Annotated in this window: 22 protein-coding genes; 8 read left to right on the top strand and 14 right to left on the bottom strand. The window is 51.0% G+C overall.

Annotation, left to right across the window (positions count from 1 at the left end; translation table 11 throughout):
* Positions 1-419: 419 nt before the first annotated feature.
* The 5 genes from GC130_RS16750 to GC130_RS16730 all read left to right on the top strand — a co-directional run bounded on the left by GC130_RS16750 (position 420) and on the right by GC130_RS16730 (position 4,581).
* Entirely contained in the window at positions 420-1,307 is an 888-nt protein-coding gene (locus GC130_RS16750; protein WP_151999490.1) for a sulfurtransferase, read from the top strand.
* 1 nt (position 1,308) lies between these two features.
* Positions 1,309-1,839, top strand: a complete 531-nt coding sequence (locus GC130_RS16745) for a YeeE/YedE thiosulfate transporter family protein (protein WP_151999489.1) — start codon at positions 1,309-1,311, stop codon at positions 1,837-1,839.
* Positions 1,836-2,423 carry a YeeE/YedE thiosulfate transporter family protein gene (locus GC130_RS16740; RefSeq protein ID WP_151999488.1) on the top strand — a complete coding sequence of 196 codons (588 nt, stop codon included), beginning with the start codon at positions 1,836-1,838 and terminating at the stop codon, positions 2,421-2,423. Before GC130_RS16745 ends, GC130_RS16740 begins: the two co-directional genes overlap by 4 nt.
* The gene (locus GC130_RS16735) at positions 2,420-3,022 is read left to right on the top strand and encodes a rhodanese-like domain-containing protein (protein ID WP_151999487.1); all 603 of its coding nucleotides are present in this window, start codon (positions 2,420-2,422) and stop codon (positions 3,020-3,022) included. The genes GC130_RS16740 and GC130_RS16735 overlap by 4 nt, the downstream gene beginning before the upstream one ends.
* A gap of 173 nt (positions 3,023-3,195) precedes the next feature.
* Positions 3,196-4,581 (top strand): aminotransferase class V-fold PLP-dependent enzyme, encoded by a 1,386-nt coding sequence (locus tag GC130_RS16730; protein WP_151999486.1) that lies wholly within the window; start codon positions 3,196-3,198, stop codon positions 4,579-4,581.
* A gap of 285 nt (positions 4,582-4,866) precedes the next feature.
* Here the strand turns inward: GC130_RS16730 and GC130_RS16725 are convergent, their stop codons facing one another.
* Entirely contained in the window at positions 4,867-5,295 is a 429-nt protein-coding gene (locus GC130_RS16725) for an EthD family reductase (protein WP_151999485.1), read from the bottom strand.
* Positions 5,296-5,682: 387 nt separating this feature from the next.
* Positions 5,683-6,102, bottom strand: a complete 420-nt coding sequence (locus GC130_RS16720; protein WP_151999484.1) for a hypothetical protein — start codon at positions 6,100-6,102, stop codon at positions 5,683-5,685.
* 1,144 nt (positions 6,103-7,246) lie between these two features.
* Here GC130_RS16720 and GC130_RS16715 point away from each other — a divergent pair.
* Positions 7,247-8,920, top strand: a complete 1,674-nt coding sequence (locus GC130_RS16715; protein ID WP_151999483.1) for a sulfatase — start codon at positions 7,247-7,249, stop codon at positions 8,918-8,920.
* A 404-nt stretch (positions 8,921-9,324) separates the two neighbouring features.
* Here GC130_RS16715 and GC130_RS16710 read toward each other — a convergent pair whose 3' ends face one another.
* The 12 genes from GC130_RS16710 to GC130_RS16655 form a co-directional block, all read right to left on the bottom strand.
* Entirely contained in the window at positions 9,325-10,425 is a 1,101-nt protein-coding gene (locus GC130_RS16710) for a two-component regulator propeller domain-containing protein (RefSeq protein ID WP_151999482.1), read from the bottom strand.
* A gap of 208 nt (positions 10,426-10,633) precedes the next feature.
* Entirely contained in the window at positions 10,634-11,557 is a 924-nt protein-coding gene (locus GC130_RS16705; protein ID WP_151999481.1) for an AraC family transcriptional regulator, read from the bottom strand.
* 62 nt (positions 11,558-11,619) lie between these two features.
* Complete coding sequence (locus GC130_RS16700) at positions 11,620-12,504, bottom strand: SDR family NAD(P)-dependent oxidoreductase (protein ID WP_151999480.1); 885 nt, start codon at positions 12,502-12,504, stop codon at positions 11,620-11,622.
* 223 nt (positions 12,505-12,727) lie between these two features.
* On the bottom strand, positions 12,728-13,612 hold the full coding sequence (locus tag GC130_RS16695) for an AraC family transcriptional regulator (protein ID WP_151999479.1): 885 nt from the start codon (positions 13,610-13,612) through the stop codon (positions 12,728-12,730).
* A gap of 99 nt (positions 13,613-13,711) precedes the next feature.
* Positions 13,712-14,122, bottom strand: a complete 411-nt coding sequence (locus GC130_RS16690) for a DUF983 domain-containing protein (RefSeq protein WP_226940528.1) — start codon at positions 14,120-14,122, stop codon at positions 13,712-13,714.
* 213 nt (positions 14,123-14,335) lie between these two features.
* Positions 14,336-15,070, bottom strand: coding sequence for a hypothetical protein (locus GC130_RS16685; RefSeq protein WP_151999478.1), 735 nt, complete (start codon positions 15,068-15,070; stop codon positions 14,336-14,338).
* 95 nt (positions 15,071-15,165) lie between these two features.
* Complete coding sequence (locus GC130_RS16680; RefSeq protein WP_151999477.1) at positions 15,166-16,599, bottom strand: TrkH family potassium uptake protein; 1,434 nt, start codon at positions 16,597-16,599, stop codon at positions 15,166-15,168.
* Positions 16,599-17,384, bottom strand: coding sequence for a hypothetical protein (locus tag GC130_RS16675; protein WP_151999476.1), 786 nt, complete (start codon positions 17,382-17,384; stop codon positions 16,599-16,601). Before GC130_RS16675 ends, GC130_RS16680 begins: the two co-directional genes overlap by 1 nt.
* Positions 17,385-17,592: 208 nt before the next feature.
* Positions 17,593-18,147, bottom strand: a complete 555-nt coding sequence (locus GC130_RS16670; protein ID WP_151999475.1) for a dihydrofolate reductase family protein — start codon at positions 18,145-18,147, stop codon at positions 17,593-17,595.
* A 61-nt stretch (positions 18,148-18,208) separates the two neighbouring features.
* Positions 18,209-19,816, bottom strand: a complete 1,608-nt coding sequence (locus GC130_RS16665; protein WP_226940527.1) for a DUF1593 domain-containing protein — start codon at positions 19,814-19,816, stop codon at positions 18,209-18,211.
* Between the two features lie 303 nt (positions 19,817-20,119).
* A complete protein-coding gene (locus GC130_RS16660) occupies positions 20,120-22,744 on the bottom strand; it encodes an ABC transporter permease (RefSeq protein WP_151999474.1) in 2,625 nt (874 codons plus the stop codon).
* Positions 22,741-23,064 (bottom strand): PadR family transcriptional regulator, encoded by a 324-nt coding sequence (locus GC130_RS16655; RefSeq protein ID WP_350128439.1) that lies wholly within the window; start codon positions 23,062-23,064, stop codon positions 22,741-22,743. Before GC130_RS16655 ends, GC130_RS16660 begins: the two co-directional genes overlap by 4 nt.
* A 183-nt stretch (positions 23,065-23,247) precedes the next feature.
* Between GC130_RS16655 and GC130_RS16650 the strand changes: the two genes are divergently transcribed.
* Both GC130_RS16650 and GC130_RS16645 read left to right on the top strand, forming a co-directional pair.
* A complete protein-coding gene (locus GC130_RS16650; protein ID WP_151999472.1) occupies positions 23,248-24,021 on the top strand; it encodes an enoyl-CoA hydratase/isomerase family protein in 774 nt (257 codons plus the stop codon).
* A 235-nt stretch (positions 24,022-24,256) separates the two neighbouring features.
* Entirely contained in the window at positions 24,257-25,453 is a 1,197-nt protein-coding gene (locus GC130_RS16645; protein WP_151999471.1) for a S41 family peptidase, read from the top strand.
* Positions 25,454-25,461 lie beyond the last annotated feature (8 nt).

The raw sequence follows: 25,461 nt of genomic DNA, 5'->3' as shown, positions 1-25,461 counted from the left end.
ATTCATCGAAAGGCTGGCTTCGCCAGCTTTTCTTTTTGTTACTTTTCCAAACGATCAAAAGTAACCCGCTTCGGCGTCGGTTCGCCGCAGCGACCGAAAAATCTTTGGGAAAATAAGCGCTCAGGCCAAAGGCGCTCAGGCTTCCCGCCATTTTCCCTCCAACCCTCCCGGTGGGCGCTCACATTGGTTAAAGTTGCGTAGTTAATATTGATGTTTAGGCTTGAGCCCATCAGCTTGTGTGGTACTGTTGTCCGTGCCCAAATTTCACACATTTACCCTCAAAATTTAGTTAATTTTAATCACCGGGGCCCCTTTTTAACCTTTCTTTAACACTTTTAACTTTTGCTTAAGTGAGTTTAACGCTTCGTTAACCCAAACAGAATAGGTGAAGCCCTAAACTGCATGAAAAACTCAAAGTCATGCATAAACTCAAATTAATCGGACTTCCCCTTTTACTGCTATCGGGTCAATTGTTTGCCCAGAGGGCTAATATCCTTGTGGATGCCAATTGGCTGAAAAACAGAATGAAACAAGACAACCTCGTGATTCTGCACATAGGGCAAGAAAACAACTACAAGCAAGAGCATATCCCCGGCGCTGTTTTCATTGCGGGGGATGAGTACACCGTCGATAACGACCCCCATGTTTTTGACCTTCCGCCGGACGCCACACTAAAAAACACCCTGGAAGGCAAAGGAGTTAGCTCGTCAACAGACGTGGTGATTTACACAGGTGAAAACTGGATTCCGATGGTGACCCGGCTCTACTTCACCTTCGATTACCTCGGCCATGCCAGCAAAACCTATATACTGAATGGAGGCTTAAAGGCCTGGAAAGACGGTGGAGGAGCTCTGTCTGCCGAAACACCATCCCCCGCTAAAGGAGCTTTTAGCATTAAGCCCAACCCGGGGCTTGTGGCCGACCAGGCCTACGTGCTGAAAAGTATCAAAGATGCCAATACCAATATCGTCGACTGTCGGGCGGCCGTGTTTTACAATGGCATCGAGCCTACCCACGGGGCCAGAAAGGGCAGGATACCCGGTGCCAAAACCATCCCCTATACAAGCCTTTATGAAAAGACCAGCACAGGTGCCTACGAGTTCAAGTCGCTGGAAGACCTGGGCGGCATTTTTGCGGCACAGGGGCTGTCCAAAGACAAGCAGCTGGTGCTCTACTGCCACATTGGTATGCAGCTGACGGTCGTTTACACGTCGGCCAAACTGCTTGGGTACACTGATATCAAAATCTACGACGGCTCCTTTCATGAGTGGGGTCCCGATGAAAAACTCCCGATAGAAATCGACTGATATGTCAAAACAACCAAAGGTGCCGCAGCCGTATTGGAATCCTTACGTCTGCGGGATAGGCCTCGGCCTGGTGCTATTGGCAGCGTTTGTCGTCATGGGGCGTGGTATTGGCGCCTCCGGCGCCATGACGTCGGTAGTAGCCACTGGCGTAAAATCCGTGTCGGCCTCCCATGCCGAAGCCAGCACTTTTTATATGGGCTACCTCGGCGACGGCACCGTGAGCCCCTTGAAAGACTGGCTGGTATTTGAAGTGCTGGGTGTGCTCATCGGCGGGTTTATTTCTGGCAAGCTGGCCCATCGGTTCAAGTTTAAGGTAGAAAAAGGGGCGTTGCTGTCGAATAACAGCCGGTTCTTTTATGCCTTCCTGGGTGGCATCATCATGGCCTTTGGTACCAAACTGGCCAGGGGCTGCACCAGCGGACAGGCCCTCACCGGTGGTGCCCTGATGAACGTGGGGAGCTGGATTTTTATGATTGCATTATTCGCAGGTGCCTATGCCATGGCGGGCGCCGTTAAACGACTTTGGGCATGAACGGACCCTTTTACGAATTTGGATGGATAGGAGAGGAGGCCAGTCTGGCTTTTGCGCTCATCACTGGCGTGGCCTTCGGTTTTTTTCTGGAACGTGCCGGGCTCGGCAGCGCCAAAAAGCTGGCAGGGCAGTTTTACTTCCGTGACATGACCGTCTTCAAAATGATGTTCACTGCTATCATCACGGCCATGCTGGGCGTGTTCTGGCTTAGCTGGGCCGGGCTGCTGCAAGCCGATATGATCTACCTGACGCCGACCTTTGTCTGGCCGCAGCTTATCGGCGGACTGGTGTTTGGTGTGGGCTTTATTGTTGGCGGCTACTGCCCGGGCACCTCCTGCGTGGCGTCTTCTACCGGCAGCCTGGACGGGTTGGTCAACGTAGCCGGGCTACTGTTTGGCATCTTTTTGTTTGGCGAGCTGTACCCCTGGCTGGAAGGTTTCTATACCGCCGGGCCACTGGGCCAGGTGACCATGGACGGCTACTTTGGCATCCCGGAAGGTGTCATGGTCTTTTTGCTCGTAACCATGGCGTTGGCAGGCTTTTGGGCATCGGAGAAACTTGAAAAGAAGTACTCAGCCCAATGACGAAACTAACATTCAATCAGAAGCTGGCGGCCATGGCTCTTTTGCTGGCGGTGGCGTCTTTAGTGGTGGCGCTGGCCTTTCCCAATGGTCCGAAGAGCGTGAGCCAGGAGCCGAGGTTTGTGTCGGTGCTGACGCTGGCAGAGCAGATCAAAGACAGGGAGCCTTTGGTGCTCATCGACCTCAGAGAGCCCGACCTGTACGAAGAATTTCACCTGCCAACGGCGGTAAACATGTCGTTGAATGAAATGCAGACGAATGGGCTGGAACCCGGTGTTAGCTATGTGTTTTATTCTGCAGACGACCTGCTCACCCGCCATCTCTGGATCTCGCTACCTCCGGCTGTTAAAAAGCGATCATCCATTCTATATGGCGGCGTGCACGACTGGTACAATCATTTGCTCTATCCAACGCTTCCATTGGACATTCGTGACGAAGACTCGGTGATGGCTGAGAAAGTAGAGGCCCTTACCCGTTTTTACGGCGGGCAGGCAGAGTTTGAAAAGGACAGTACCGGGCTTGCTTACTACAGCAAGGATTTAAGCAAAGCTTCCTGGCCCGTAGTGAAAAGGGAAGGCAAGCTGATGAGAAAAGGCTGCTGACTATTGCTCAATGGTTCAAGGGTGCACCCGGCCGGGTAGGCTTGAACCTATCTTACTTGAGCGTCCCTCTTTTTCAGCAGTCAAATGGTATTATCAGGCAACCGGCTAGACGCCGAAAAGAGTGCACCCATAAGCCTGCGGCCTAGCGGCCGCTTGCGGGATAAAAGTTAATCATGGAAAAACATCAACAAACACTCGACCTGGAAGCCTACTTCGCTTCCTACAGGAAGAATATTATCGGCATTGACCAGCAAATAGCCACGGCCAGGCATGCCTCCATCCGTATGCTGTATGCCGACTGGACGGCCAGCGGGCGCTGCTACTGGCCCATTGAAGGCAAGCTACTCCAGGAGATCATGCCGCTGATGGCCAATACCCACACCGACACCAGCCACTCCGGGGCGTTTATCTCCCGGGCTTACCACCAGGCCAGGCAGACCATCAAAAGCCACGTGAACGCTTCGGTCGACGATGTACTCATTGCTTCGGGGTCAGGCATGACCGACGTGGTGAACAAGCTCCAGCGCATCCTGGGCCTGCGGGTGCCTGAGCAGTTCAAAAAGTATGTCCACCTGACAGAGGAAGAAAGGCCTGTTGTTTTTATCACCCATATGGAGCATCACTCCAACCAGACTAGCTGGCTCGAAACTATTGCCGATGTGGTAGTGGTGCCACCCAACGACAGGGGAGAGGTAGAGGCCTCCTTGTTTGAAGAAGCAGTGGCCCGCTACGATGCCCGGCCACTGAAGATTGCCGCCATTACAGCCTGCTCCAACGTGACGGGCATCAGCACACCGTACCACGATATTGCCAGGGTGATGCACCGGCACCAAGGCTATTGCTTTGTCGACTTTGCCTGCTCGGCGCCGTACGTAGCTATCGACATGCACCCGGGTGATGGTAGCGATCTGGATGCTGTTTACTTTTCTCCGCACAAGTTCCTGGGAGGGCCCGGCTCATCGGGGGTGCTGGTGTTTAACAAAAACCTCTACCAGAACGAGGTGCCCGACAACAGCGGTGGTGGCACGGTCGACTGGACGAACCCCTGGGGTGGCAGGAAGTATGTGGAAGACATTGAGGCCAGGGAGGACGGTGGCACGCCGCCTATTTTGCAAACGATCAAGGCAGCGCTTTGTATTGAGCTAAAGGAGCAGATGGGGGTCGACCGCATGGCACTCCGGGAGGAGGAACTGCTGGCTATTTTGTGGGAGGGTTTGTCCGGCATTCCCGGCGTGCGCATTTTGGCACAGCAGCATAGCAAACGCATGCCCATCGTTTCATTTTATGTGGAAGGCCAGCACTTCAACACCACCGTGCAGCTGCTCAACGACCACTTTGGCATCCAGTGCAGGGGTGGCTGCTCCTGTGCTGGCACCTATGGGCACTATCTGCTGGGCATCGATCAAAGCCAATCAAAACAAATCACCGACCAGATCGACCAGGGCGATACCTCTGCCAAACCGGGTTGGGTGCGGATTTCTCTGCATCCCACGATGACGGACGAGGAGGTGAGGCTGATTGTGGAAGGAGTGGAGGCGGTGAGTGGGATTTCCTGTTGATGGGGCTGAACCTCATCCCTAAGCCGGGCGCCCCTTGAAATGCTGCGCATTTCTTTCCCCTCTCCTTTAAGGAGAAGGGGGCTGCCTTGCACTGACCTCTCGACGAAGCCATACCGTCGGGAGGCAGCGAATTGCCAGGGGCGTGATCCAACGTTCAGCGACCAGAGGAATCTACGGCTTCCGTCGCAGAAAGCCTCGAAATCCACAGCAACTCAATTGAGAAGTAATATTTTCCGCAGAGGGAACAGGGAAGCGTGTCTGAAGCAAATCACTGACGTGATGGCCTTACCTCACCACCTCACTCACCAGAATAACAGGCGCAACGTTCGTGTAGTTAGAGAAATCTGCCCTTATGGTGGCTATGTTTGGGCCGATGGCCGCCTGGTATTCGCTCAGGTCTTTTACATAGAACGTGCCGATGGCCATGTACGGCAAGGGTGTGTTGGGAATGCCGCTGGCCATGCCTTTTTCGATGGTGTATTTCACCAAATTTGACCCCAAATACCCCGCTACCATGGGCATGTGTTTGGTTTCGTAGTAGTCGATGTCAAAGGTCTTTCCTTCTTCAAATGGGTACATGATCGACACCTTGATGAGCCCTTTTTCTACAACAGTCTGTTTTTCTTTTTTGGCTTTACCAGGCTGCTTTTCCTGACTAAATGCGGCCACACATGCGAACAGAAGCAATACCGACAGGACGAGTTTAATTTTCATAGGTGAGTTTTTTAGTAGTGAAATTTACGTGAAAAATACCATAACTACCGCCGTGGCTCACGTGCCACATCTGGTAAATGCTGATATTAATTCGTGAGACACTAGCCAGGGGGCACAAGCCAAAACACTACCTCCCCTCTCTGGTTCAAGCGTCCGCTTGGACTTGTCCAATCTGAGCGTCCCGCTCCCGCTCTTTCGCTCATCCCCGGCGAGACGCCGAAAAGAGCCAAGCCATAAGCGGACGCTTGCGGCATGAGGAGTGAAATTTACGTGAAAAATATCATAACCATTGCAGTGGCTCGTGTCTCACGGGCCACTCCTGGTAATTGCTGATGATGGTAAGTGGGACACGAACCAAGGAAGCAGATGTTGGACGAGCAATGCTTGTTAGTGAAAAATATATACAGCCAGAATGACGATAGCCAGACCGCACAGTAAAGTCATTTTACCAAATAGCTCCATTTTCTTTAATTGAAGTTCTGCGTCACCTTTCATTGCCTTCTTAGTTAACGAACTAATCAGTGTTAGCAACACTAGAAGGATAACTACCAGCACCAATTTGAGAATCAATAATGGAGATGAAGGTAATATTGCCCAATAGGGGGTGATTAAATACAAACCTGAAATAATGAGCAGCCCTAGTCCGATATGGCCCATTCTACCCAAGACCATCGAATGCATGCGAAATTTTGTTGCTTCATCTGCCGACATCTTTGCAGTGGCAATGCTTAAAAAAGCATGGGCAAAACTTGTTCCCAAACCCATTGTAAGCCCAATAAAGTGGAGGATTAACATCAACTCTCTCATAGGGTAATAGTTAAAGTTGTTTAACTCATTCTGTTGTTAAGTTCCCTTTCGCACATCGACCAGATTATGGTGAGCAGGGAGTAGAAAGTGCTATCACCCCAGTTCCTCATAGCTACGGTTTATTATAAATTTAATTGGGATGGACTTTCCAAGCGGCACCCAAGTGGCCTGAATGATAAAACCCTGTTTAATCAAACTTTATTTAGACCAGTATCCCACAATAATGAAACCAGCAATTGATGCTTTGTCATTCGCAACGTTTTAAATTGTTTGTTTCCATATGGAGAAGTTTGGTGGGATACGAGCCAAACGCTCGCACCAGCGTTCGCTGCTATTGATTGGTTTTGCTGCTCGGACTAGCGGGGAATGCTTGAGTCATTATGGGTACAGTGTAGCCTATGCGCCATGCCACTTCTTGCGCTACAATTTGGCTGCTTTGGCGCAAGAGCGAACCCAATTGTTGCGCTACGGGAAGGAAGCTGTTGCGGTGGAAGAAGCCACCTTTGCCGCCAAAAGTTTTGACCGATGTGCGTGAAACTTGCCAGTTTCACACGTGAATCCTCCCGGTTTCACGAATGAAAGTTAGAAGTTTCTGCGCCTAAGGCAGGTGGGTGTGGCGCAACGGCTGGCTACATGTTGCGGCAGGCCAACCCTGCATGTTGCGCTGGTGTCAATTAACTCTTGCCCTGCTTCCAGATACTGCTTGCGCACGGGGCAGGTTAATCTAGCGCAAGACCGTTCCAAATCTAGCGCTAGATCCATCCCCATCTAGCGCTAGATTGCTCCCGATCCAGCGCTAGATTCAACTCCATCTACGGCTAGATTGAACTCCATCTCCCGCTAGTTGCATGTCGGTCTTCGGCTAGATAGAGGTCCATCGACAGCAAGATCCATTTCGAACTACAGCAAGATGCATCTCCAACTACAGCAAGATGCATTTCGATCTACGGCAAGATTCACTTCCATCTACCTCTGGCGCACGTCCAAAGCTACGTTTGCGGCAGCAGGCGGGTGCTGCGCCGCTCCGTCTGCCAACTATCTAAGGAAATGAACAATGCCATTTTTTCATTACCTTGAGTTGCGTAACAGTCACTACCGGGTCGCAGTGACTTTCGGCATTATTGAACCAACCATTGATACACCTATGAAATCAAAACGACTATTTGCCCACCTTGCCTATCTCTTACTGGCATTTCTCCCTATGCTCATTGGTTGCCAGCCGGAGACCAAACAAGCCGAGGCGGTTAAAAAAAGGCCTAATATCATTTTCATTATGAGCGATGACCACGCCTATCAGGCCATTAGCGCTTATGGGGGCGCATTGGCTGAGCTGGCACCCACGCCAAATATTGACAGGATAGCCCGGCAAGGTATGTTGTTCAATAATTGCCTGGTCACCAACTCCATTTGCGGGCCCTCCAGGGCGACCATTCTTACCGGAAAGTACAGCCACCTCAACGGGTTTATCGACAATACCATTGGTTCCAAATTTGATTTTAGTCAGGAAAGCTTCGCCAAGGTGCTGCAGCAGGCCGGTTATAAAACGGCCACGATTGGTAAGCTACACCTGGGCGGCGTACCCACTGGGTTTGATTACTACGATATCCTGCCCGATCAGGGGCGCTACTACAATCCGCAGTTCATTAACAAGGACGGGCAATACGAGGTGGAAGGGTATGCGACGGACATCATCACCGACAAAACATTACAGTGGCTTGACTCTGCCAGGGAAGAGGAAGATCCTTTTATGGTCATGATGTGGCACAAGGCCCCTCACCGCAACTGGGAGCCTGGCCCCAACGAACTAGGCATGTACGAAGATGTGACATTTCCTGAGCCGGAAAGCCTGTTCGACGATTACTCCGGCGACCGGGAGGCGGCATCGCTCAACAACATGACGATCGCCAAAACCATGAAGATGGAAACAGACCTGAAGATGATGGAAAATGCCCCGGCGGCCATGACCGAGGCGCAAAAGGAAAAATGGAATGCGGTGTATGGACCTATCTACGAAGACTTTAAGCAAAAGAACCCGACGGGCGATGACCTGGTGAGGTTCAAATACCAGCGGTATATGCGTGACTATCTGGCTTGTGTTTCCGCTGTGGACAAAAGTGTGGGCCGGTTGCTGGATTACCTGAAAACCAACGGACTGGAGGAGAACACCATCGTGATTTATACATCGGACCAGGGATTCTACCTGGGCGAGCATGGTTGGTTTGACAAGCGATGGATGTACAGGGAGTCGCTGCGCACGCCATTGCTGATTAGCTGGCCCGACGTGGTGAAGGCGGGTTCGGTGAGTAATCAGCTAGTGTCTAATCTCGATTTTGGAGAAACGCTGATCGATATTGCCGAGGCACAGATACCAGCCGATATGCAGGGAGCGAGCCTGCTGCCGATTCTGAAGGGGGAAACGCCCAGCGACTGGAGGCAAGCGCACTACTACCACTATTACGAGCATCCGTCGGAGCACAATGTGATGCGCCACTACGGCATCACCACCAGCAAGTACAAGCTGATCCATTATTATTACGATATAGATAAGTGGGAATTGTTCGACCTGGAAAAGGACCCCCAGGAAATGCAGAATGTGTACAACGATCCGGCTTATGCTGAAGTAAAGACCGAGCTGCATCAGCAACTGGATCAACTTCGCTCCCAGTATCAGGACAGTGATTCCCTCAATCAGATGTTCATCGAAGAGTATCATGAGAAAGTAAAGGAGAATCCTGTGATTGAATACTGGAAATATTCAAGGGAAGAGATTGGGAAAATGCTTCAGGAGATGCGGGCGAAAGAGGCGGAATCGAAATAGTTGTTGAAGGGACATTTGCATCCGGCGCCAGACCTTTCCTCATATACTGGTCAAGGACGAGTGCTTAGCGATCTCTGCGTGAAGCCTTTTTTCTCGCAGAGACGCAGAGGCGCAAAGAAAGAAGAGCTGGCTCCAGCTTTACAAAGATCAACTGTCTTTAACAGCCTCACAAAGATCAGCAGCCATCGGGATCGGGTTTGCCCGATCTGCGGCTTGGCGTGCAATTTTTCTCACTAAGTAGTTAAGCACTATGCCGCGGCACGCTGGTTCGTGAGACACGACCCAGGGCGGCGGAATACTTTGCGCCCATTGCGTTTCCAATCTTTGAGGTCTTTGCGTGAAGCCTTTTTTCTCGCAGAGACGCAGAGACGCCGGGGAGGAGTGGCTCGCATCCGCCCAACTCTTTATTTCTGCCCCTCTTTCCCCTTAAAATCTGTGAGGTTCGCTCCATCGTAGCGATACACGCCATCCGTGCTGCCAAACCAAATGCTTCCGTCGTTGGCCTCCAAAATTCCAAAGACCAAGCCTGGGTTTCCCCCCTTCCATGGGTCGATCACCACGGGCGTTGGGTTTAGTCCAGCCAATGTCATGGCATCGTAGCGGGACAGGGCCCAACCCTTACCTGTTTCGGAGCTGGTCCAGATATTGCCCCTGCTGTCTTCGTAGATGTAACCACAAAAATCCTTCGAGATTTGTGTCAGTGTGTTGTTGCTGTACCGCCACATACCATCGTTCCCTCCGAACCAGAGTTGCCCCTTGCTGTCTTCGATGACCGTACGCACATTGGTAAAAGGCTGGTCTGCATGCAGGAGAGCAGTGAACGTTTTTCCGTCGTACATGAACGTGCGGCCCCGGGTGGCGAACCACAGCTTGCCTGAGCGGTCTTCAATAATGGCGTTTACCTCCATGGGCGGGCGGGTAAAATCCGGAACGGTTTTGCCTGTGGTGTCTTCCACCATCATGTCGCCTTCGATCAGGTAATTCCGAAACGACGTGCCCTGCCCGTTCGGCAGGCGGGCGTCGTAGCGGCTGGCGCCTCCGTTGACACCGAACCAGATATGACCGGCTTTGTCTTCATATATCCAGGTTACTTCATTGTTAGGCAGGCCGTCTTTGGTGGTGAAATTTCGAAAGTTGACGCCATCATACCGATAAACACCCGAGCCAATCGTACCGAACCATAGGTGGCCTTTGCTGTCTTCCAAAGCGGAAAAGAAGCGGGCATCGCTGATGCCGGTGGTCATGTTGGTGAAAGCGGTGCCCTGCCTGTCCGGCAGGCTGGCGTCGTAGCGGAACACGCCCTCCCAGGTAGCCATCCAGATATCGCCCTTTTGGTCTTGAATGACCGCCCGGGTGATGCTGTTAGGTCCGGCGTAGGCGGCTACAGATTTGGCTTCGACCACTGGGGGCGTTTCTTTGGGTAGGTCTGTTTTGGTTTGTTCTTTACAGGAGCTGCAAAAAACAAATGCCAGGAGCACCAGGTAAATAGGAGTGGGTGTTTTCATTTTTTGTCTCTTATCGTCAGCCCTCTTGAATGGATATTGACTAAACTACGGGAAGTGAACCCCGGGCGCTATAAACGGATTGTAAAAAGAATGTAAAAGTTTTGGTGACAAATGGGTAGAGTTTCAGCCAACGTCGCCACAACGACGTCATGTCGATGACGCCCTTTGGTGATGTTTTGCCACATTTTTATATCGAACTCACATTGAATTAATTAAACGACTGTCTGAACTCCAGCGGCGACAGCTTTGCTTTGGTCTTGAAGAATTTGCTGAAGGACTGCGAATGCTCAAAGCCAAGCTGGTAGGCGACCTCGGAAACAGTGAGACTGGTGGTTGATAGTAGCTCCTTCGCTTTCTCCATGAGCTTGAAGTGGATATGCTGCCGTGCATTTTGCCCCGTAAGGGCCCTTAGCATGTCGCTCAGGTAGCTGGGAGAAAGATTCAGCTGATCTGCTAAGAACTGGACGGATGGCAGTCCCTGAGTGGGGGAATCCTGGTTGTCGAAATAATGGTCCAACAGCTCTTCCAGTTTCTCGAGCAGGTCGTGATTGGCTGCTTTCCTGGTAATGAACTGGCGCCGGTAAAAGCGGTTGGCGAAACTCAACAAAAGTTCTATTTGGGAAATCACCACGTCCTGGCTGAAATCATCAATGCGGCTGCTCAGCTCCATTTCTATCATCCTGAAAAGGGAAAGGATCGTTTCTTTTTCCTCCTCGGAAAGGTGCAGCGTTTCGTTTGTTGTATAGGAAAAGAAACCATATTGCCTGATCTTCTTAGCAATTGGATGGCCCAGGAAAAAGTCAGGGTGTATCAGTAGTGTGTACAACGAGCAGTCGGCGGTACTTCCATCGTCGCTGGCGCCGATTACCTGGTTGGGAGAAGCGAACAGCAGCCCCCCTTCGTCAAAATCATAATGGTGCTGACCGTATTTTATTTTGCCTCCAAGCCTGGGCTTATATGATATCTTGTATAAGCTCAGCACATGGGAGCCGGAAGGAGGGTGAATGCCTCCGGGTGTATTGGCGCCGTTGATCAGGCTGATCAACGGGTGTGAAGGCTTCGGCAGGCCAAAAGCCCTGTGAGTGTCGGAGATTGATTTAAATTGCTGATGACCCACCGTTTCATTTTTCATACTTACAGATAATTAATGGTTATGCCGACCGACGCTCTTTAACGTCGGCCAGCATATACTTACTAGTTTTCTACTGGCGCTCCCTGGGCAGCACTGGAAACAGCATCCCATTCTTCCCACGTTTTCAAACGCTCTTCATAGGCCGCACGTACCTCGGGCAAATTGTGACTGCCAAGATGGAAGCGCAGTGGCGGATTTGCTGCATCTACCGCTTTGAAAAGTGCTTCCGGCGTGGCCTCCGGATCACCTCTTTCTATGGTTTGCAGGCCTTCCACAAATTTTGCCTTGAAATCAGCATATATGTCAAGCCCAGCGGCGACCTTTGATGACTCTGGGCCGCCAAACTCAGTGGCATAAGCACCGGGTTCAATGATCGTCACTTTGATGCCAAATGCCCTGACTTCCTGCGCCAAGCTTTCGTATATGGCTTCAAACGCCCATTTGGAAGAGCAGTAGTAGCCAATAACCGGATAAGTAACATGACCGAGGTTGCTGGAGGTTCCCAGTATGTGTCCGTGGCCTTGCTTACGCAACAAGGGCAAGGCGGCCTGGATAACAGCAACAGGGCCCAGCACATTGGTTTCGTAGAGTGCCCGGATATCTTCGGCGCTGGCCTCTTCAATGGTGCCAATCAACGGATACCCGGCATTATTGAAAACAATGTCCAACCTTCCAAAGTGTGCATGGGCCTTTTCCAGGGCAGTGGTCACCTGCTCCGGTTTGGTGACGTCGAGCTCCAGCGTGAGCACATTTTCTCCATACTTTTCTTTGAAATCGGCGACACTGGCCAGGTTACGTGCTGTCGCAGCCACCTTGTCGCCACGCTTGAGCGCTGCCTCAGTCCATACACGGCCGAAACCCCGGGAGGTGCCGGTGATGAACCAAACTTTATTGCTTTCGCTGGCAGGTGCTGTGTTGGCACCTGATTTTTCATTTGCTTGTGTCATTTTTTTGGTGTTTAGAATACACCAGCAAATGTCAGGCACTACAACTTGTCGCATGTAGCCACATTGCGGGAGTTTGTAGTGAAATTGAGGATAAAGCGGTAAGAGATAATAATTGCTGTGTAAGTACTGGACGTTTTTAGCCCGGCGCTACGGTGCAGCCGTGCCATGATATTTGCTCACAATTCCTCATGGCCACAATGAGCAAGCGGCGTTGTGGCTTCAATCAGTTCGCTCCGGCTACGGCATCTTTGAACTGCTCGGGTGTGAGCCCGGCGTGCTTGCGGAAGAACCGGATAAAATAAGAGGAATCGGAGAAATTGAGTTTATCAGAAACTTCACCAACATTCAGATCAGAGAATGAAAAAAGTCGTTTCGCTTCGAGAATAATCCTCTCAGAAATCATGTCGGTCAGGGTCTTGCCCAACTGTTGTTTGCAAATGGCATTGAGGTAGGAGGGTGACAGGTTCATCAAATCGGCATACTGCCGGGGCTGTTTGAGGTCAACAAAATGCGTTTCGATAAGTTGTTCCAGCTTTCGGAGCCTGAAGGTAACGTTATTGGCGAAGTCCTCTTCTCCCTGCGTGGGAAAGTTGGTGCTGATCTTTAACAGCACAATTTCCAGGTAGCTCCTGAGAATGCGCAGGTCTGTTTCTGGATTAGCTATAAATTCTTCGGCCATCTGATTGAGCACAAAGTCCACCACTACTTTCTGACTGTGGTTAAGGATAACAAGGGGATTGGCATTGAGGGAATGAAAAAAAGGAAACGTGAGCAGGTTGCTTTCCTGCGCCTGCATTTGATAGAAGGAGGGCAGGAAGAAGATGATATACCCATTGGTACCTTCTTTCATGTTCCAGGAATGCACCTGGCCGGGCGTCATCAGGAAAAAGCTTCCCGGTGATATGGGGTAAGTTTTGAAATCAATGGTATGCTCACCCCCGCCTTCGTCCACATAAAGCAGCAGGTAAAAATCGTGGTTATGCGGCTGGGTTAAGAACTTGTGATTGGCCGTGTGGGTCACCAATCTTTCGATATAAAATGAGTGATCCTTCGCTTTTTGGCTGAAGGCCTCCAGCAGTACCCGCAACGTTTCACTTTTTTTCGTCATCAACAACAGCGTTTCTCCTGATCCTGTGCCTGAATTTATCACTTATTGGCACAAGAAGAAACGATGCGATCAAGCTTGCCATTTGCCGCCACTACTTCGTTACGGATGAGTGGCTGTGGAAGGAGAGCTCGCAGCTTTGTTCCCCTGGTACCGCACAAAAATGCTGATCCACATCGACCTCGACCACCTGAACGTAAGGGGCAGTAGCGCCAGGGTGACCCCAGCCAGTGTGGCAAACATAATGGGTGTAGTGACTTCGTCGAGCAAACCATCGAGGATCAGCCAGGCTGCAACGAAGTAGATGGTATTTAAGCCGTAGCTGACAAACATGGCTCCAAAGTAGTAGCCTGGTTCGGGCTCAAACGACTGCCCGCAACACGAGCAGCTTTCGTTCATTTTAGCAAACTTTGTGGGGTGATACAGGGTGCCCGCCGGGAACATTCTTCCCTCCCGGCACCGGGGACATTTGGCAGCTACAATGCTTTTGAATAATGAGCTATCGGGTTTCATAACGGCGTTTTGTTTCAACAAAGGAACTGCTTTAGCCGACACGCCTGATAACACGATTTATCTATTGTGTGGTACTAATTGAGGATTCTCACCCAGGGATGTTGCGGTGCGGGGTTGGAGTCTGATGGTGTACGGGAGGGCTGTTGCCGCTCACTCCCGGTCTGGTGCAGTAGTTCGTGCCTCACGATCCACTCCCGTTAGCAACGATGGGTGCTAGTTGATTTTAAGCAATTCCAGGTATTTCTTTGAAAAAGAAGTCGGGTCTATTTTTTCATTGATTTTCACTTCTAAAAGATTCCTTTCGCTGACGGGGTTGTCTATTTGCTCAGTGCCAATGATTCTTGTAGGCCACAACAGGCCATCAATTTCTTTGTAGTCATAGAAGCAAATGAAATTGTCAGTGGGAGCTACTCTGATGAACTTCAACAGATAAGACTTCGGATCAAAGTAGTACTCTGCCTCCCAGCCTTCCTTTGAGGTTATCTGATACACCAGGTACTTACCGCCGCCGTGATCTCTCTCCTCCAAAAATTTAACCTCCAGCGCCTCGAGAATCAGGTTTGGATAGGAGGCGAACATCGTCCTTTGCTTTCGGGATTCGACTTCGTTTTCAGGCATTTTTTGTATGGTTTTATCAAGCATCAGCTCATAACCAGCTTTGCTGTCAAACACGTAGCCTTTATTGAATGATGCATACCTTGACACGTAGCAATACAAATCCGGCTCCTGAAAATAGGTGTTAGATACAACGTCGACCCAGGCCGAATTCCTGAAATAAGCCCCGCTTTCTTTCTTTTGCACTGACCTGACCTGTGCCCAGGCATCCCTTCCTCCAATCGCCAAAAAGTAATTGTCAATGGTGGCGTCCTGGCAAAATGCCTGGTCGGGGAAGTCGATGGCCAGCAATAATATGGCAGCAACAACTTTGGAGATGATTGACTTTTTCATTTATGTTCAGCGTTAGGTTCTGCCTTTCTGCCGACACTCAAACGAAGACGATTGTCGCATAAATGCCGACGCCGCCACTTACCCGACTCACGGGGTTAATACCTTGTGAAATAGATCAGGGCAAGAATATTGAATATCTCAAGGCGGCCGAAAAGCATGTTTACCGACAGCAGCACCTTTGCGCCATCGGGGAGGCCCGAAAAGTTGCCCAGGGAGCTCACTCCCTCAAACCCGGGCCCCACGTTGCCGATAGTGGCGATGGAGGCGGAGAAGGCAGTGAGTAAATCGATGTTGTAGGCACTCAGCACCACGGTTGTTACAAAGAAAATAAGGATATACATCACAATAAAAACCTGTGTGTGCTCAATAATCTCCACCGGTATCCTCTGACCGTCAACCTTAGCCACCCTTACCAGTCTGGGGTGAAGAATCTGCAATATCTGCGTCTTCAGCGCCTTAAAAAATATGTAAACCCTGTCGAACTTAAGCCCTCCCGATGTGGACCCCACCATGCCGCACTGAATGGTGAAATACATCAGCACCATCATTGCCAGCGGGGGCCAGTGAGCGGTATCAACTGTGGCAAACCCTGTAGTAGTGCCCAGGGAGATCACCTGAAAGGCGGCGTGGCGAAAGGACGTACCCAAAGGGTAGAGGCCGTCGGCGTATAGCTTAAGCGCCACGATGGTGATGCCGATTGCCACCACCAGCAGGAAGGCCCGGGTTATCTCGGAGGTAAAAATATTGCGCTTGTGCCCCATAATGGTGGTGAAAAGCAACCCAAAATGAATCGCCGATAATACCATGAAAACTTCGGTTATCACTTCTATGGGCAGGCTGTTGAAGTGGGCGATGCTGAGATTTTTGGTAGAGAAGCCTCCCGTAGCAATAGTGGCAAAGGCGTGATTAACGGCATCAAAAAGACTCATGCCGGCTACCCATAAGAGGAAGGTTTGCAACACGGTAAGGCCCAGATACACATAGCCCAGCACGAGCAGCACCTGCCGCTTGCTTTGTTTGAAGTTTGTTTGCGACAGGGAAGAAAGCTCCGTGTTGAGCAGCACAAGCTTGGAGCTTGACTGTGGCAGTATCAGCAGCACGAACATGATGATACCAACCCCACCCATCCAGTGTGTGGACGACCTGAAGAAGAGCAGTCCGGAGGGCAGGCGCTCAACATCGTTGAGAATGGTGGACCCCGTGGTGGTGAAACCCGAAACGCTCTCAAACCAGGCGTTTACCAGGTCAAACTCTACCCCCCACAACAAATAGGGCAGGGCCCCCACCAGGCAGGTAACCACCCAGCCCAGCACCACCGTGAGTATTCCTTCAGAGAAATTTACTTCCTCGGTGGGGTGGGTAAACAGCACGAACATGGCACCAAACACCACCGCCGAAATCAGGCTGAATAGTAGCGGAACCGTGGAGGTTTCCAGCTGCACCGCCGAAATAATAAAGGATAGCAGCAGGAAAAATCCCTGAAACAGCAGGATAAAGCCCAGGTAGCGAAGTACTGACTCCCCTCTCATTAGTTGACTTTGGCTTTTTGATCGTAAAATTTGTGCACTTTGCTGATCACCTTCTGAATGCCCTGCTCCAGCTCCCTGAATTCGTCGTCGGTCTTCTTGGTAGAAAACGAGAATGAAGACATGTTGGCCCGGTACTTTTCGGTGGCGGCTATGAGCTCATACAAAGGAGCCATTAACGACTGCCTCAAAAAATAGTTGAAGAGAAAAGCGAATACGATCACGGCCACGATGGCAACAATACCGGGCATGATAGCCCTGTACGACCGTTCCTTGAGCACCGAAGCCTCGTCGTACATGCTGTTCTGATTGAGCTTCATCAATGCATACACAGCTTCCTTGGCATGCAAAAAATCGGGGTTGATATCGGTGACGTACCAGTTGAGATTCCCCTCCTTATCGGTGTCAACGATAGGCTTTTGCCACTTGGTTTTGTATTCATTGTAGGCGGCTCTCACTGCTGCCACCCGTTCGTCCTCATGAAGCTCGGTGACATTGCCGGCTGCCACCGCCATTGACGCTTCGAACACACTGTCGGCAGCATCGATAATGTAGCGGCCTTTTTCCCAGTTGCCAAGCGAGAGCAAAAGTATGCCGCTGTCTTCACGCTCGAGGGCTTCGAGCATGTTCTGGCAGGCCTGAATGGTTTTATAGTTGTCTTCGATAAGGGCGGTTACCGATCGGTTTAAAAGCAGAAATTGATGTAGAACGATCGTGCCTGATGCGGCCAGCAGCACGGCCAGTAGCAGTATGCCAATAAAAATCTTGTGCCTGAGTTTACTGATCATTGTGTCCCATTAAAGTGATAGAATCTGACGAGCAACTATGTGAATGCATGCGAAGTTAGTCATCCTTCACGCTAAAGACCTCACTTTTTTGTCTTATTTACATGGCAGATTTGTGCCCTTGCTCCTTGAGACTTAGGGCAACCGGGCACGGACAGACAGCTACGCCAGGGTGACTTGAGGTTGTGTTTACAACCCGGGCCAGCGGATTTCATTTCCTCACCGCCGTGTAGTAAAGCACTATCGGGCCGGCTTTAAAGGTTTTTGTTTTGATGAGCGTCAGCTTAGCCATGTCGCTGATATTTTTGAAAAGGTGCAAGCCTTTGCCGGCGATCACGGGGTTCACACACAGCTGGTATTCATCAGCAAGGCGAAGTTCGGTGCAGGCAGCGATCAGGCTGGGGCTGCCCACATAAATGTCCCTGCCGGGTTGTTGCCTGAGCGCCAGGAGTTCTTCTTTGAGGCTTCCCTTTGCCAACGTGGTGTTGGTCCAGGTGGTGCTTTTGAGTGTGCGGGAAAAAAGGAGCTTCGGCACGTTCTCCATCAGCACGGCAAAGTCATCGCTGGGTTGGTTGCCGCTGGGGTTTTTCACCAGGGTGGGCCAGTAGCTTTCCATTAGCTGGTAGGTAGTGCGGCCGTAAACCATCACGCCTACCTGGCGCATCAGGTCGTTGTAGTGCTCGTGTATTTCGTCGTCGGCTATCATGGCCGTGTGGTCGCAATACCCGTCGAGGGTCATATTAATGGCGGCAATTATTTTTCTCATGCTGTTATGTTTCAAATGCTTTTCTGTAGCTGCGTCCCGGTCGCACATTTCGTGTCCTCATTTATGAACCTCTCACCGTAATCACCACCCGCCGGTAGTGGGTGAGGGCTGGCTTGCCATCGTCGGTCGCTTCAAAAATCACGTGGATGGTTTGCCCCGGTCGGGCATCAGCGGGTACCAGTACTTCGGCTTTCGGGGAGTCGGCCTGCGCAATGTCTGCCTTGCCGTGGTAGGTGCCCACGGGCAGCTGCGACCATTTCAGAGTCACCTTGTTGCCATCAGGGTCAAAGGCAGTGCCGCGGAGGCGCACCTTTTGGCCGGGAGCGGCCATCACCGTTAGAGGCCCTTCAATCGATGCCACCGGCGCATGGTTGGCGCTGGCATAGCTCGGAGTAACAGACCATTTCATACGGGCGGCAAAGTCGTGCTGGGCCTGGGGGAAGAAATTGGGATAGGGCATTTCTTCCGTGGCCTGCTGATTGTTTTGCTCACTCAGTCGCTTCGCCATGTCGTCGGCGCTTAAATCGGCTGACATGCCGAAAACGTTCGGCACATTGGCATTGACCAGAGAGCGGCCGCCCCAGCCACCCCAGGTGCCTTTTTCATAGGCCCGCAGTCCGTTGCCCAGCATGTTCATAAAGGTGTGGTTGTCGCCTTCACCCAGCCACGATCCCTTGGCTTGCACCGGCATCCACACCACATAACCCATCTTTTTCAGCTCTTCGGTGGTGTGGCCAGCTATGCCGAAATAGTCGACCACGTCGCCCTTCACCATCTGCTTGCCATCGCCCCACACCCTGTAAAGCGCTCCGAGCGGTCCCCGGTCCGATACATTTTCTTTCATCCAGGCAGGGGTGAGGTAGGGAGCGTTTTCCTCCGATGCCCTGATCTGGGCCCCGTAGCCATAGTTGGGTCCGCCTCTGAACTGCCGGTACTCTATCTCCGGCCAGTTGGGCTTGATGTAAGTGGCATAGGTGTCGTCCTGGTCGCCGGAGGGCAGCAACACCACCTTTCGGCTTATTTTTTGTTTAATAGCGCCCCATTCGGTCGTGAACTCGTATTGTTCTTTGATAGACTTGAGTGCACGGGCAATGGTGCTGTGCCCGCCCCAGGCGGTGATGTAGAGCTGCCCAGGCTCATTGTCCATGATCAGCGACCTGATGAGGTCGGAGCCGGGCGTGTCGTTGGAAATGTCGCCGTCAAACTCGATGTTGCCGTATCGGATTTTCGATTTCAGCTCATCAGGAGCAGGATACTGCTTGTTATGGATTTTGAGGTTGGGGTAGGCTTTTTCGTAGGCTTCCACAATGTCGTGGATGAAGCGCTCTCCCTCTGCCCAGCGCCACGACTCGCAGGGGCACAGGCTGAGGCCGAAGCGATCATATTCCCTGCCGGGCACAAACCATTTGGTGCCCTTGCCGTCGCCCTTCCAGTGAAACTGGCTGCTGGCATAGATAAGGCCTTCAATTTTCAGGTCGCTGCTGTAGAGCAGCAGGCGGATGAGGGAGTTGTTGTCGTCGAGCTCAGGGTCGGCGGTGATGATGATGCGGGGTTTGGTCTGCACTGCGGTAACTTGTGCGGCCAGCCGGTTGGACGGCATTATAATAATCCCCAGAAAGATGAAAAGGAGGAGGCAATGGCCTTTTGGTGCCTGAGTTGTTGAGCACATGGTTAGCAAAGGGTGTTTCGTTGCCGACTGCACCTCGCAGCCGTTCTTTTGCCTAAGATACTAACAAATCTGTTTCTGGCAGCAGGCATTGTTTCATTCGGTATTGACTAAATGATTCAGCTTCTGTCTTGCCCGGGCCCACGGCCTGAATCTTAAAGCTGAATGGTTTAGGCGGCAGCCAATCTTTGAAAAGTAAAGGCAGAGGCTTGCCCTGTTGGAGAAACACTGCATTGGCGGTGTGGCGTGACCACCTGGCTACCACGCCACACCGGGTTTGTCTTAAACCTGCCTTAAAGGCGACTCCTATTCATATCGCAAACTATCTGCGGGATTGGTATTTGCAACCTTCGAGGTTTGCCAGTAGATCGATGCAAAGCCAATTAAAAAGAGAAACAGCACGCTTGCCACAATTTCAATGACGCCCACACCGCTGCTGTACCTGAGCAGCATGCGAAGGAAGATGTAGTCGTAGAAAAAGTAAGAGAACGGGATGGCCAGCATGGCGGAGATCACAATCAGTCTCACAAAATCTTTGGTCAGGGCGTAGTAAAGGCTTTTGTTGGTGGCACCCATAATTTTTCTGATGGCAATTTCCTTCGTTCTGTTTTCGGTAGTGTAGGCCACCATTCCCAACAAGCCGAGGCAGGAGATGGTAATGGCCATGGCGCTCAGGTAGCTGAAAATCTTGATCTGCGCCGTCATAAAGTAGTACGCTTTTTCAATTTCATCGTTCAGAAAAGTAGCTTCAAAAGAGGACTTTTGGTCGATGCTCATCCAGATGGCATCCAGGCCATCAATCGTGCGTGTGATATCTGCGGAATTGACAGTGAGCAGCGCATAGTTGCTGTTGTCCAGTGAGTACCTGAACACGAGAGGGCTGATATACTCGTTCAGCGGCTCAAAGTTGAAGTCTTCCAAAACACCAACCACCCGACACTGGGTGCCATCTGCCAATGTAAAGGCCAGGGAGTCACTCTTCGTTTCGAAAACGCCCATCGCCTGAATGAATGCCTGATTGACCAGCACCTGCTCTTCATTTTGATTGGAGGCAGTGAGCCTCCCTTCTCCCCAGGCGAGTTTCATATGCAGATGCTCCACAAAATCGTCGCCAACAAAGACCTGTTTCACAGGCAGGGTGTCCACTTTGTTGGGGGTCACCCCGAGTTGTGTTGGCAGAAAAACGCCGGGCAGGTTGGAAGCTGCTGTCACCGACTTCACATCGGGGTGCGCTTTGAATTCGTTGAGCAGCACTTGCTTGTCGATTCCCTGAAAAGGGACAGCGAGCACATTGTCCGAACTGAAGCCATGTTGATAGCTAAACACATAGGCATACTGCTTGCCGATGGCGGCCACGCCGATGATGAAGACCAGCGACAGGAAGAATTGAAAGACAAACAACCCCTTTTTGATCCCCGAAACGTTGGCCGACCTGTTTCTGACCTCTCCTTTTAGGGTATCCACCGGATTGAGCCTTGAGAAGTACAGGGCCGGAAAGATTCCAGCCAATAAGCCAATGACCAAGGCAAGCACGGTTATGGATATCACCAGCATCAAGCCGAATGACGTGTCCAAAGACTCAGCGGCCATTACCATGTCGAGAAACTCTGGTTTGATGAAGTAGAAAACAAACAACGACCCGAGCAGTGCCAGGAAGGTCAGTAGAATGGTTTCAACGATGAACTGCATCTTTATCTGCCGCTGACCTGCACCTACCACCTTTCTTATGCCAATTTCTTTGGCTCTTTTCAGCGCCCGGGCAATAGACAGATTGGTATAGTTGAAGATAGCCGGCAAGAGGATGAGGCAGCCAATAGCCATAAAAAAGAGCAAACTGGGCAAATCCCAGCCCACACCCAGGCCATTGCTGATGTCCCACGTGGGGATAACGTTGCTCAACCGTGTAGCCTGGAGATTTATTTGCTGGTTTGGGTGAAAGGAGGCGGCTTGCGCAGATGCCTGGGCCAGGGCTTCGTTCAAAGTGGCTTCGTTGGTTCCGGGCTTTAGCAGTAAGTACAGATAGTTGTCTCTGAAATTTACCCAGTCAGTATTCAGGCGAGCCTGGCTGTTTATTTGCTCAAATGTTTGGTGGGAAGTGAGCAACTGGAAGTAAAAATGCGTTTCTTTCAGGTCGTCTATTACGCCGGTTACGTGTAGCTGCCCGTAGTCGGACTCAAGCACCTGCCCGACAGGGTTTTCGTTTTTGAACAACGTTTCGGCCGTCGACCTGGTCAGTACCACGCTAAAGGGCTCTGTCAAAGCAGTTTTCGCATCGCCGCTAAGCAGTGGAAAGGTAAATACATCAAAAAATGTTGCATCAGCGAAGTAGCCATTGAAGTGCATAGAGTTGCCCTTGTGCTGCACCTCGGGGCTGAATCCCTCTTTGACTTTTACCACCTTTTCAACGAACGGGTATTTTTCGCTCATAAAATCAGCGGTGGCATTGAAGGTAGACGCATACAGCCTGGTATCCTCTTTGTCGGCTATCGAGGTGTTGACCTGATAGATGCGGTCCTTGTTTTCTTGAAATTCATCGAACCTGAAAATGGACACGCCAATGGACAAGGCCAGCACGCAGATGGACATGCCAAGTGCTAAGCCAATGATGTTGATACTGGTGAAAAGTTTTTGCTTGGAAAAGTTTCTGATGGCGATTTTGAAGTAGTTCCTGATCATAGCAAGGGAGTTTCCTGAGTAATAATGAGAATAGGCGGCAGCATCTTTTCTTTTCCTTAGTGTGTAAGAAAAGGCAAGGGAGGCTGCCTGTTTGAAGTAAATGAGTTGGGCATGAAGCTTTCCCTTTTCGGTTACATTGTAGAGAAAGTCTTCATCCAAATCGCCAAGCAGGTCTTCTGTGTCGGCCGTTTTGGCCCACCATGCAAAAGCTTTTTTGGCAAAACCGGGAGGGGAGGGGTGCTGGGAGTTCTTCATAGCGACAATTTCACTTTTGTGTTGGCCCACAGTTCATCCCGCAGCGCTTTCATTTCACTCAAGGCCGTTATGCCGGCGCTGGTTAGCTCGAAGTATCGCTTTCTGCGGCCACCCCGCTCGTTGGTAGGTTCCCCAAGAAATGAAGTGATATAGCCCTTTTCCTCAAGCCTGGTGAGGGTCGAATGCATCGCACCCATGCTGAGGTTTCTGCTGGTTCTTTCGTTAATATCCCTGATAAGGCCCAGCCCATAGGCCTCTTTGCCCAGGTTGGCAATGGTTAGCAATACCAGCTCTTCAAACTCTCCTAAGTAGCCTTTCATTATATCTTTCTATTTGTGAGATGATATATGATACGGGTCTTTTGATTATATGTTTCTGTTTTTGAGATAAAAAAATTGAGGAACCCATATTTAGGCGATTTCCGGGCTGCCAGCGGTAATTTTTTCCCCTCATACCTTGCGTCCTTCCATCCACTCTTTAAATTCACGGCAAAGAGCAACAACATGGACCTGATAAAATATGAGACTGGTGAGCGCCTGGCGTGGATCACTCTCAATCGACCTGAGAAGAGAAATGCGCTGAGTTATGAATTGGTGGCCGAGCTGAAGGAAGCTTTTCAAAAAGCCGCCTACGATCCCAAAGTGAAGGTGATCATTCTGAGAGCAGAAGGCACTTCTTTTTGTGCCGGCGCCGACATCGCCTACCTCCAACAATTGCAAAGCAATACCTACGAAGAAAACCTGGAGGACAGCATCCACCTGAAGGAGTTGTTTGAAATGATCTACACCATCCCCAAAGTAGTAATTGCTCAGGTGCAGGGCCCTGCGATTGCCGGTGGCTGTGGGCTGGCAACAGTGTGCGATATGGTGTACGCTGTGCCCGAGGCCCAGTTTGGCTACACAGAGGTCAGGATCGGCTTCATCCCAGCCATTGTGATGGTGTTTCTGGTGCGGAAGCTGGGAGATGCAAAGGCAAGGGAGCTACTGCTCACTGGCCAGCTGATCGATGCCAAAAAGGCGTGGGAGCTGGGTATTGTAAATGAAGTAGTCGCCGCCGATAAGCTTGCAGGCAGGGTGGAGGAAATGGCGGCCAGACTGATTGCCAATAACTCAGAGCAGTCGATGGGCATGACCAAACAAATGATGGCAGAAGTGCAACAGATGTCGATTGTTGACGCCCTGCAGTATGCCGCCGAGCAAAACGCTGTTGCCCGCTCGACCAAAGACTGCAAGAGAGGTATGGCAGCGTTTTTGAACAAAGAGAAGATCACCTGGTAGCGCAATACCCAAAACTCAAATGCCAAAAGACAAATAAATTCCAATCTTCAAAGCGCAATATTCAAAATCTGATCTGCGTTTGAGGCTTTCATCTTTGTATTTGGTGCTTATTTGTTCTTTGAGTTTTGTCTTTTGATGCTTGCTATTTGATTATTTGCAGCGGCTAGTGCTGGTTCTTCTACCTTCCCGTCCTTAGCTTTAGGTTTGTTCTTACTCAAGATTCAAGCGCATCATCATGAAAAGTCCTTTAGTCCTGTTGTTTACCTTTCTCATCAGCTTTTCCGTTAGTTTGGCCCAAAACGCCATTGCTCCGCTTTTTCCGGTAACAATCACTCACGACTTTGCTGACCCGGAAAAGACTTTCAATGAGGTAAGGAAGTTGATTCTTGGCAACTACTACTCCGCTGAAGTTACAGACCAGGCGCTCTACTGGGCCGCCATTGAGGGGATGCTGCGTCACATCTCTCCGCCAGAGAACCCCGACTTGGCGAAGATTTGGACACCGGAGGAGTACGAAAACATTCTGAACTCACTCAAGGGTGTAAAGGTGTCGCTTGGCTTCAACAGCACATTCAACACCAACGACGGCAGCCTCACGGTAACAGAGGTGCTGGAAGACTCGCCTGCCGTGGGCAAGCTGCAAGTGTACGACCGCATCGTGCGCATCAATGGCGAGGCACTGAAGGGCAAAACATTGGCCTTCGTCAACGATCTGCTCGACGGGCCGGCCAACTCGGACGCTACCTTGAAAGTCATCCGGGATGTCAGCGTGATGGAGGTAAAGCTGAAAAGAGCCGTCTTTCCTTCCAACGACCTGAAAGTGACTGTACTTCCGGGGAGGCCAGCGGCCCTTGTAGAAATTAAAAATGTGTCGCAGGGGCTTACGCAACAGCTGGCTGCCGACTTGCAAAAACTGAAAGAGCAGGGGGTAAAGAAAATACTGCTCGACTTGCGTAACAACCCGGGCGGGGTGCTGAACGAAGGGGTGAACATTGCCAATCTATTTTTAAATAAGAATAATATTATTGTGCGCACAGTGGCCCGCAGCGACAAGGCCACACCGATTGTGGCCGACCGGGAGGCACCGTTCGACTTTGAAGTGGTGGTACTGGTCAATAAAAATACGGCCTCTGCGGCCGAAATCATCGCTTCTGCTTTGCAGGATCACAAGCGAGCCACCATCATTGGCACCAAAACATTTGGCAAAGGGGTAATTGAAACCACCTACACGCTCGAAAACCAGTACAGGGTCAAGTTCATCAGCAGCGCTATGTACTCACCTGTAGGGCGGTCGTGGCAGGCCAGCGGTGTGTTACCCGATTTTCTGGTGCAGCAGGAGCCGTCCGTGAGTGAGTCGATGGCGAAGCTGCCCATCGACCAGCGGGTGAGCAACGATATTTATATCCTCACTGCCATTAAGCTTTTGCAATAGGTATCTTC

It is taken from the genome of Imperialibacter sp. EC-SDR9 (assembly GCF_902498805.1).
GTDB lineage: Bacteria > Bacteroidota > Bacteroidia > Cytophagales > Cyclobacteriaceae > Imperialibacter.
This window is presented reverse-complemented; position numbering and strand designations above follow the sequence as displayed.

Bases quoted from the DNA above. Each gene is read 5' to 3' on its own strand.
- GC130_RS16715 (WP_151999483.1), top strand. From the start codon at position 7,247: ATGAAATCAAAACGACTATTTGCCCACCTTGCCTATCTCTTACTGGCA.
- GC130_RS16665 (WP_226940527.1), bottom strand. From the start codon at position 19,816: ATGTGCTCAACAACTCAGGCACCAAAAGGCCATTGCCTCCTCCTTTTC.
- GC130_RS16690 (WP_226940528.1), bottom strand. From the start codon at position 14,122: ATGAAACCCGATAGCTCATTATTCAAAAGCATTGTAGCTGCCAAATGT.
- GC130_RS16745 (WP_151999489.1), top strand. From the start codon at position 1,309: ATGTCAAAACAACCAAAGGTGCCGCAGCCGTATTGGAATCCTTACGTC.
- GC130_RS16650 (WP_151999472.1), top strand. From the start codon at position 23,248: ATGGACCTGATAAAATATGAGACTGGTGAGCGCCTGGCGTGGATCACT.
- GC130_RS16670 (WP_151999475.1), bottom strand. From the start codon at position 18,147: ATGAGAAAAATAATTGCCGCCATTAATATGACCCTCGACGGGTATTGC.
- GC130_RS16645 (WP_151999471.1), top strand. From the start codon at position 24,257: ATGAAAAGTCCTTTAGTCCTGTTGTTTACCTTTCTCATCAGCTTTTCC.
- GC130_RS16700 (WP_151999480.1), bottom strand. From the start codon at position 12,504: ATGACACAAGCAAATGAAAAATCAGGTGCCAACACAGCACCTGCCAGC.
- GC130_RS16695 (WP_151999479.1), bottom strand. From the start codon at position 13,612: ATGACGAAAAAAAGTGAAACGTTGCGGGTACTGCTGGAGGCCTTCAGC.
- GC130_RS16675 (WP_151999476.1), bottom strand. From the start codon at position 17,384: ATGATCAGTAAACTCAGGCACAAGATTTTTATTGGCATACTGCTACTG.
- GC130_RS16725 (WP_151999485.1), bottom strand. From the start codon at position 5,295: ATGAAAATTAAACTCGTCCTGTCGGTATTGCTTCTGTTCGCATGTGTG.
- GC130_RS16705 (WP_151999481.1), bottom strand. From the start codon at position 11,557: ATGAAAAATGAAACGGTGGGTCATCAGCAATTTAAATCAATCTCCGAC.
- GC130_RS16655 (WP_350128439.1), bottom strand. From the start codon at position 23,064: ATGAAAGGCTACTTAGGAGAGTTTGAAGAGCTGGTATTGCTAACCATT.
- GC130_RS16680 (WP_151999477.1), bottom strand. From the start codon at position 16,599: ATGAGAGGGGAGTCAGTACTTCGCTACCTGGGCTTTATCCTGCTGTTT.
- GC130_RS16750 (WP_151999490.1), top strand. From the start codon at position 420: ATGCATAAACTCAAATTAATCGGACTTCCCCTTTTACTGCTATCGGGT.
- GC130_RS16735 (WP_151999487.1), top strand. From the start codon at position 2,420: ATGACGAAACTAACATTCAATCAGAAGCTGGCGGCCATGGCTCTTTTG.
- GC130_RS16740 (WP_151999488.1), top strand. From the start codon at position 1,836: ATGAACGGACCCTTTTACGAATTTGGATGGATAGGAGAGGAGGCCAGT.
- GC130_RS16685 (WP_151999478.1), bottom strand. From the start codon at position 15,070: ATGAAAAAGTCAATCATCTCCAAAGTTGTTGCTGCCATATTATTGCTG.
- GC130_RS16730 (WP_151999486.1), top strand. From the start codon at position 3,196: ATGGAAAAACATCAACAAACACTCGACCTGGAAGCCTACTTCGCTTCC.
- GC130_RS16720 (WP_151999484.1), bottom strand. From the start codon at position 6,102: ATGAGAGAGTTGATGTTAATCCTCCACTTTATTGGGCTTACAATGGGT.
- GC130_RS16710 (WP_151999482.1), bottom strand. From the start codon at position 10,425: ATGAAAACACCCACTCCTATTTACCTGGTGCTCCTGGCATTTGTTTTT.
- GC130_RS16660 (WP_151999474.1), bottom strand. From the start codon at position 22,744: ATGAAGAACTCCCAGCACCCCTCCCCTCCCGGTTTTGCCAAAAAAGCT.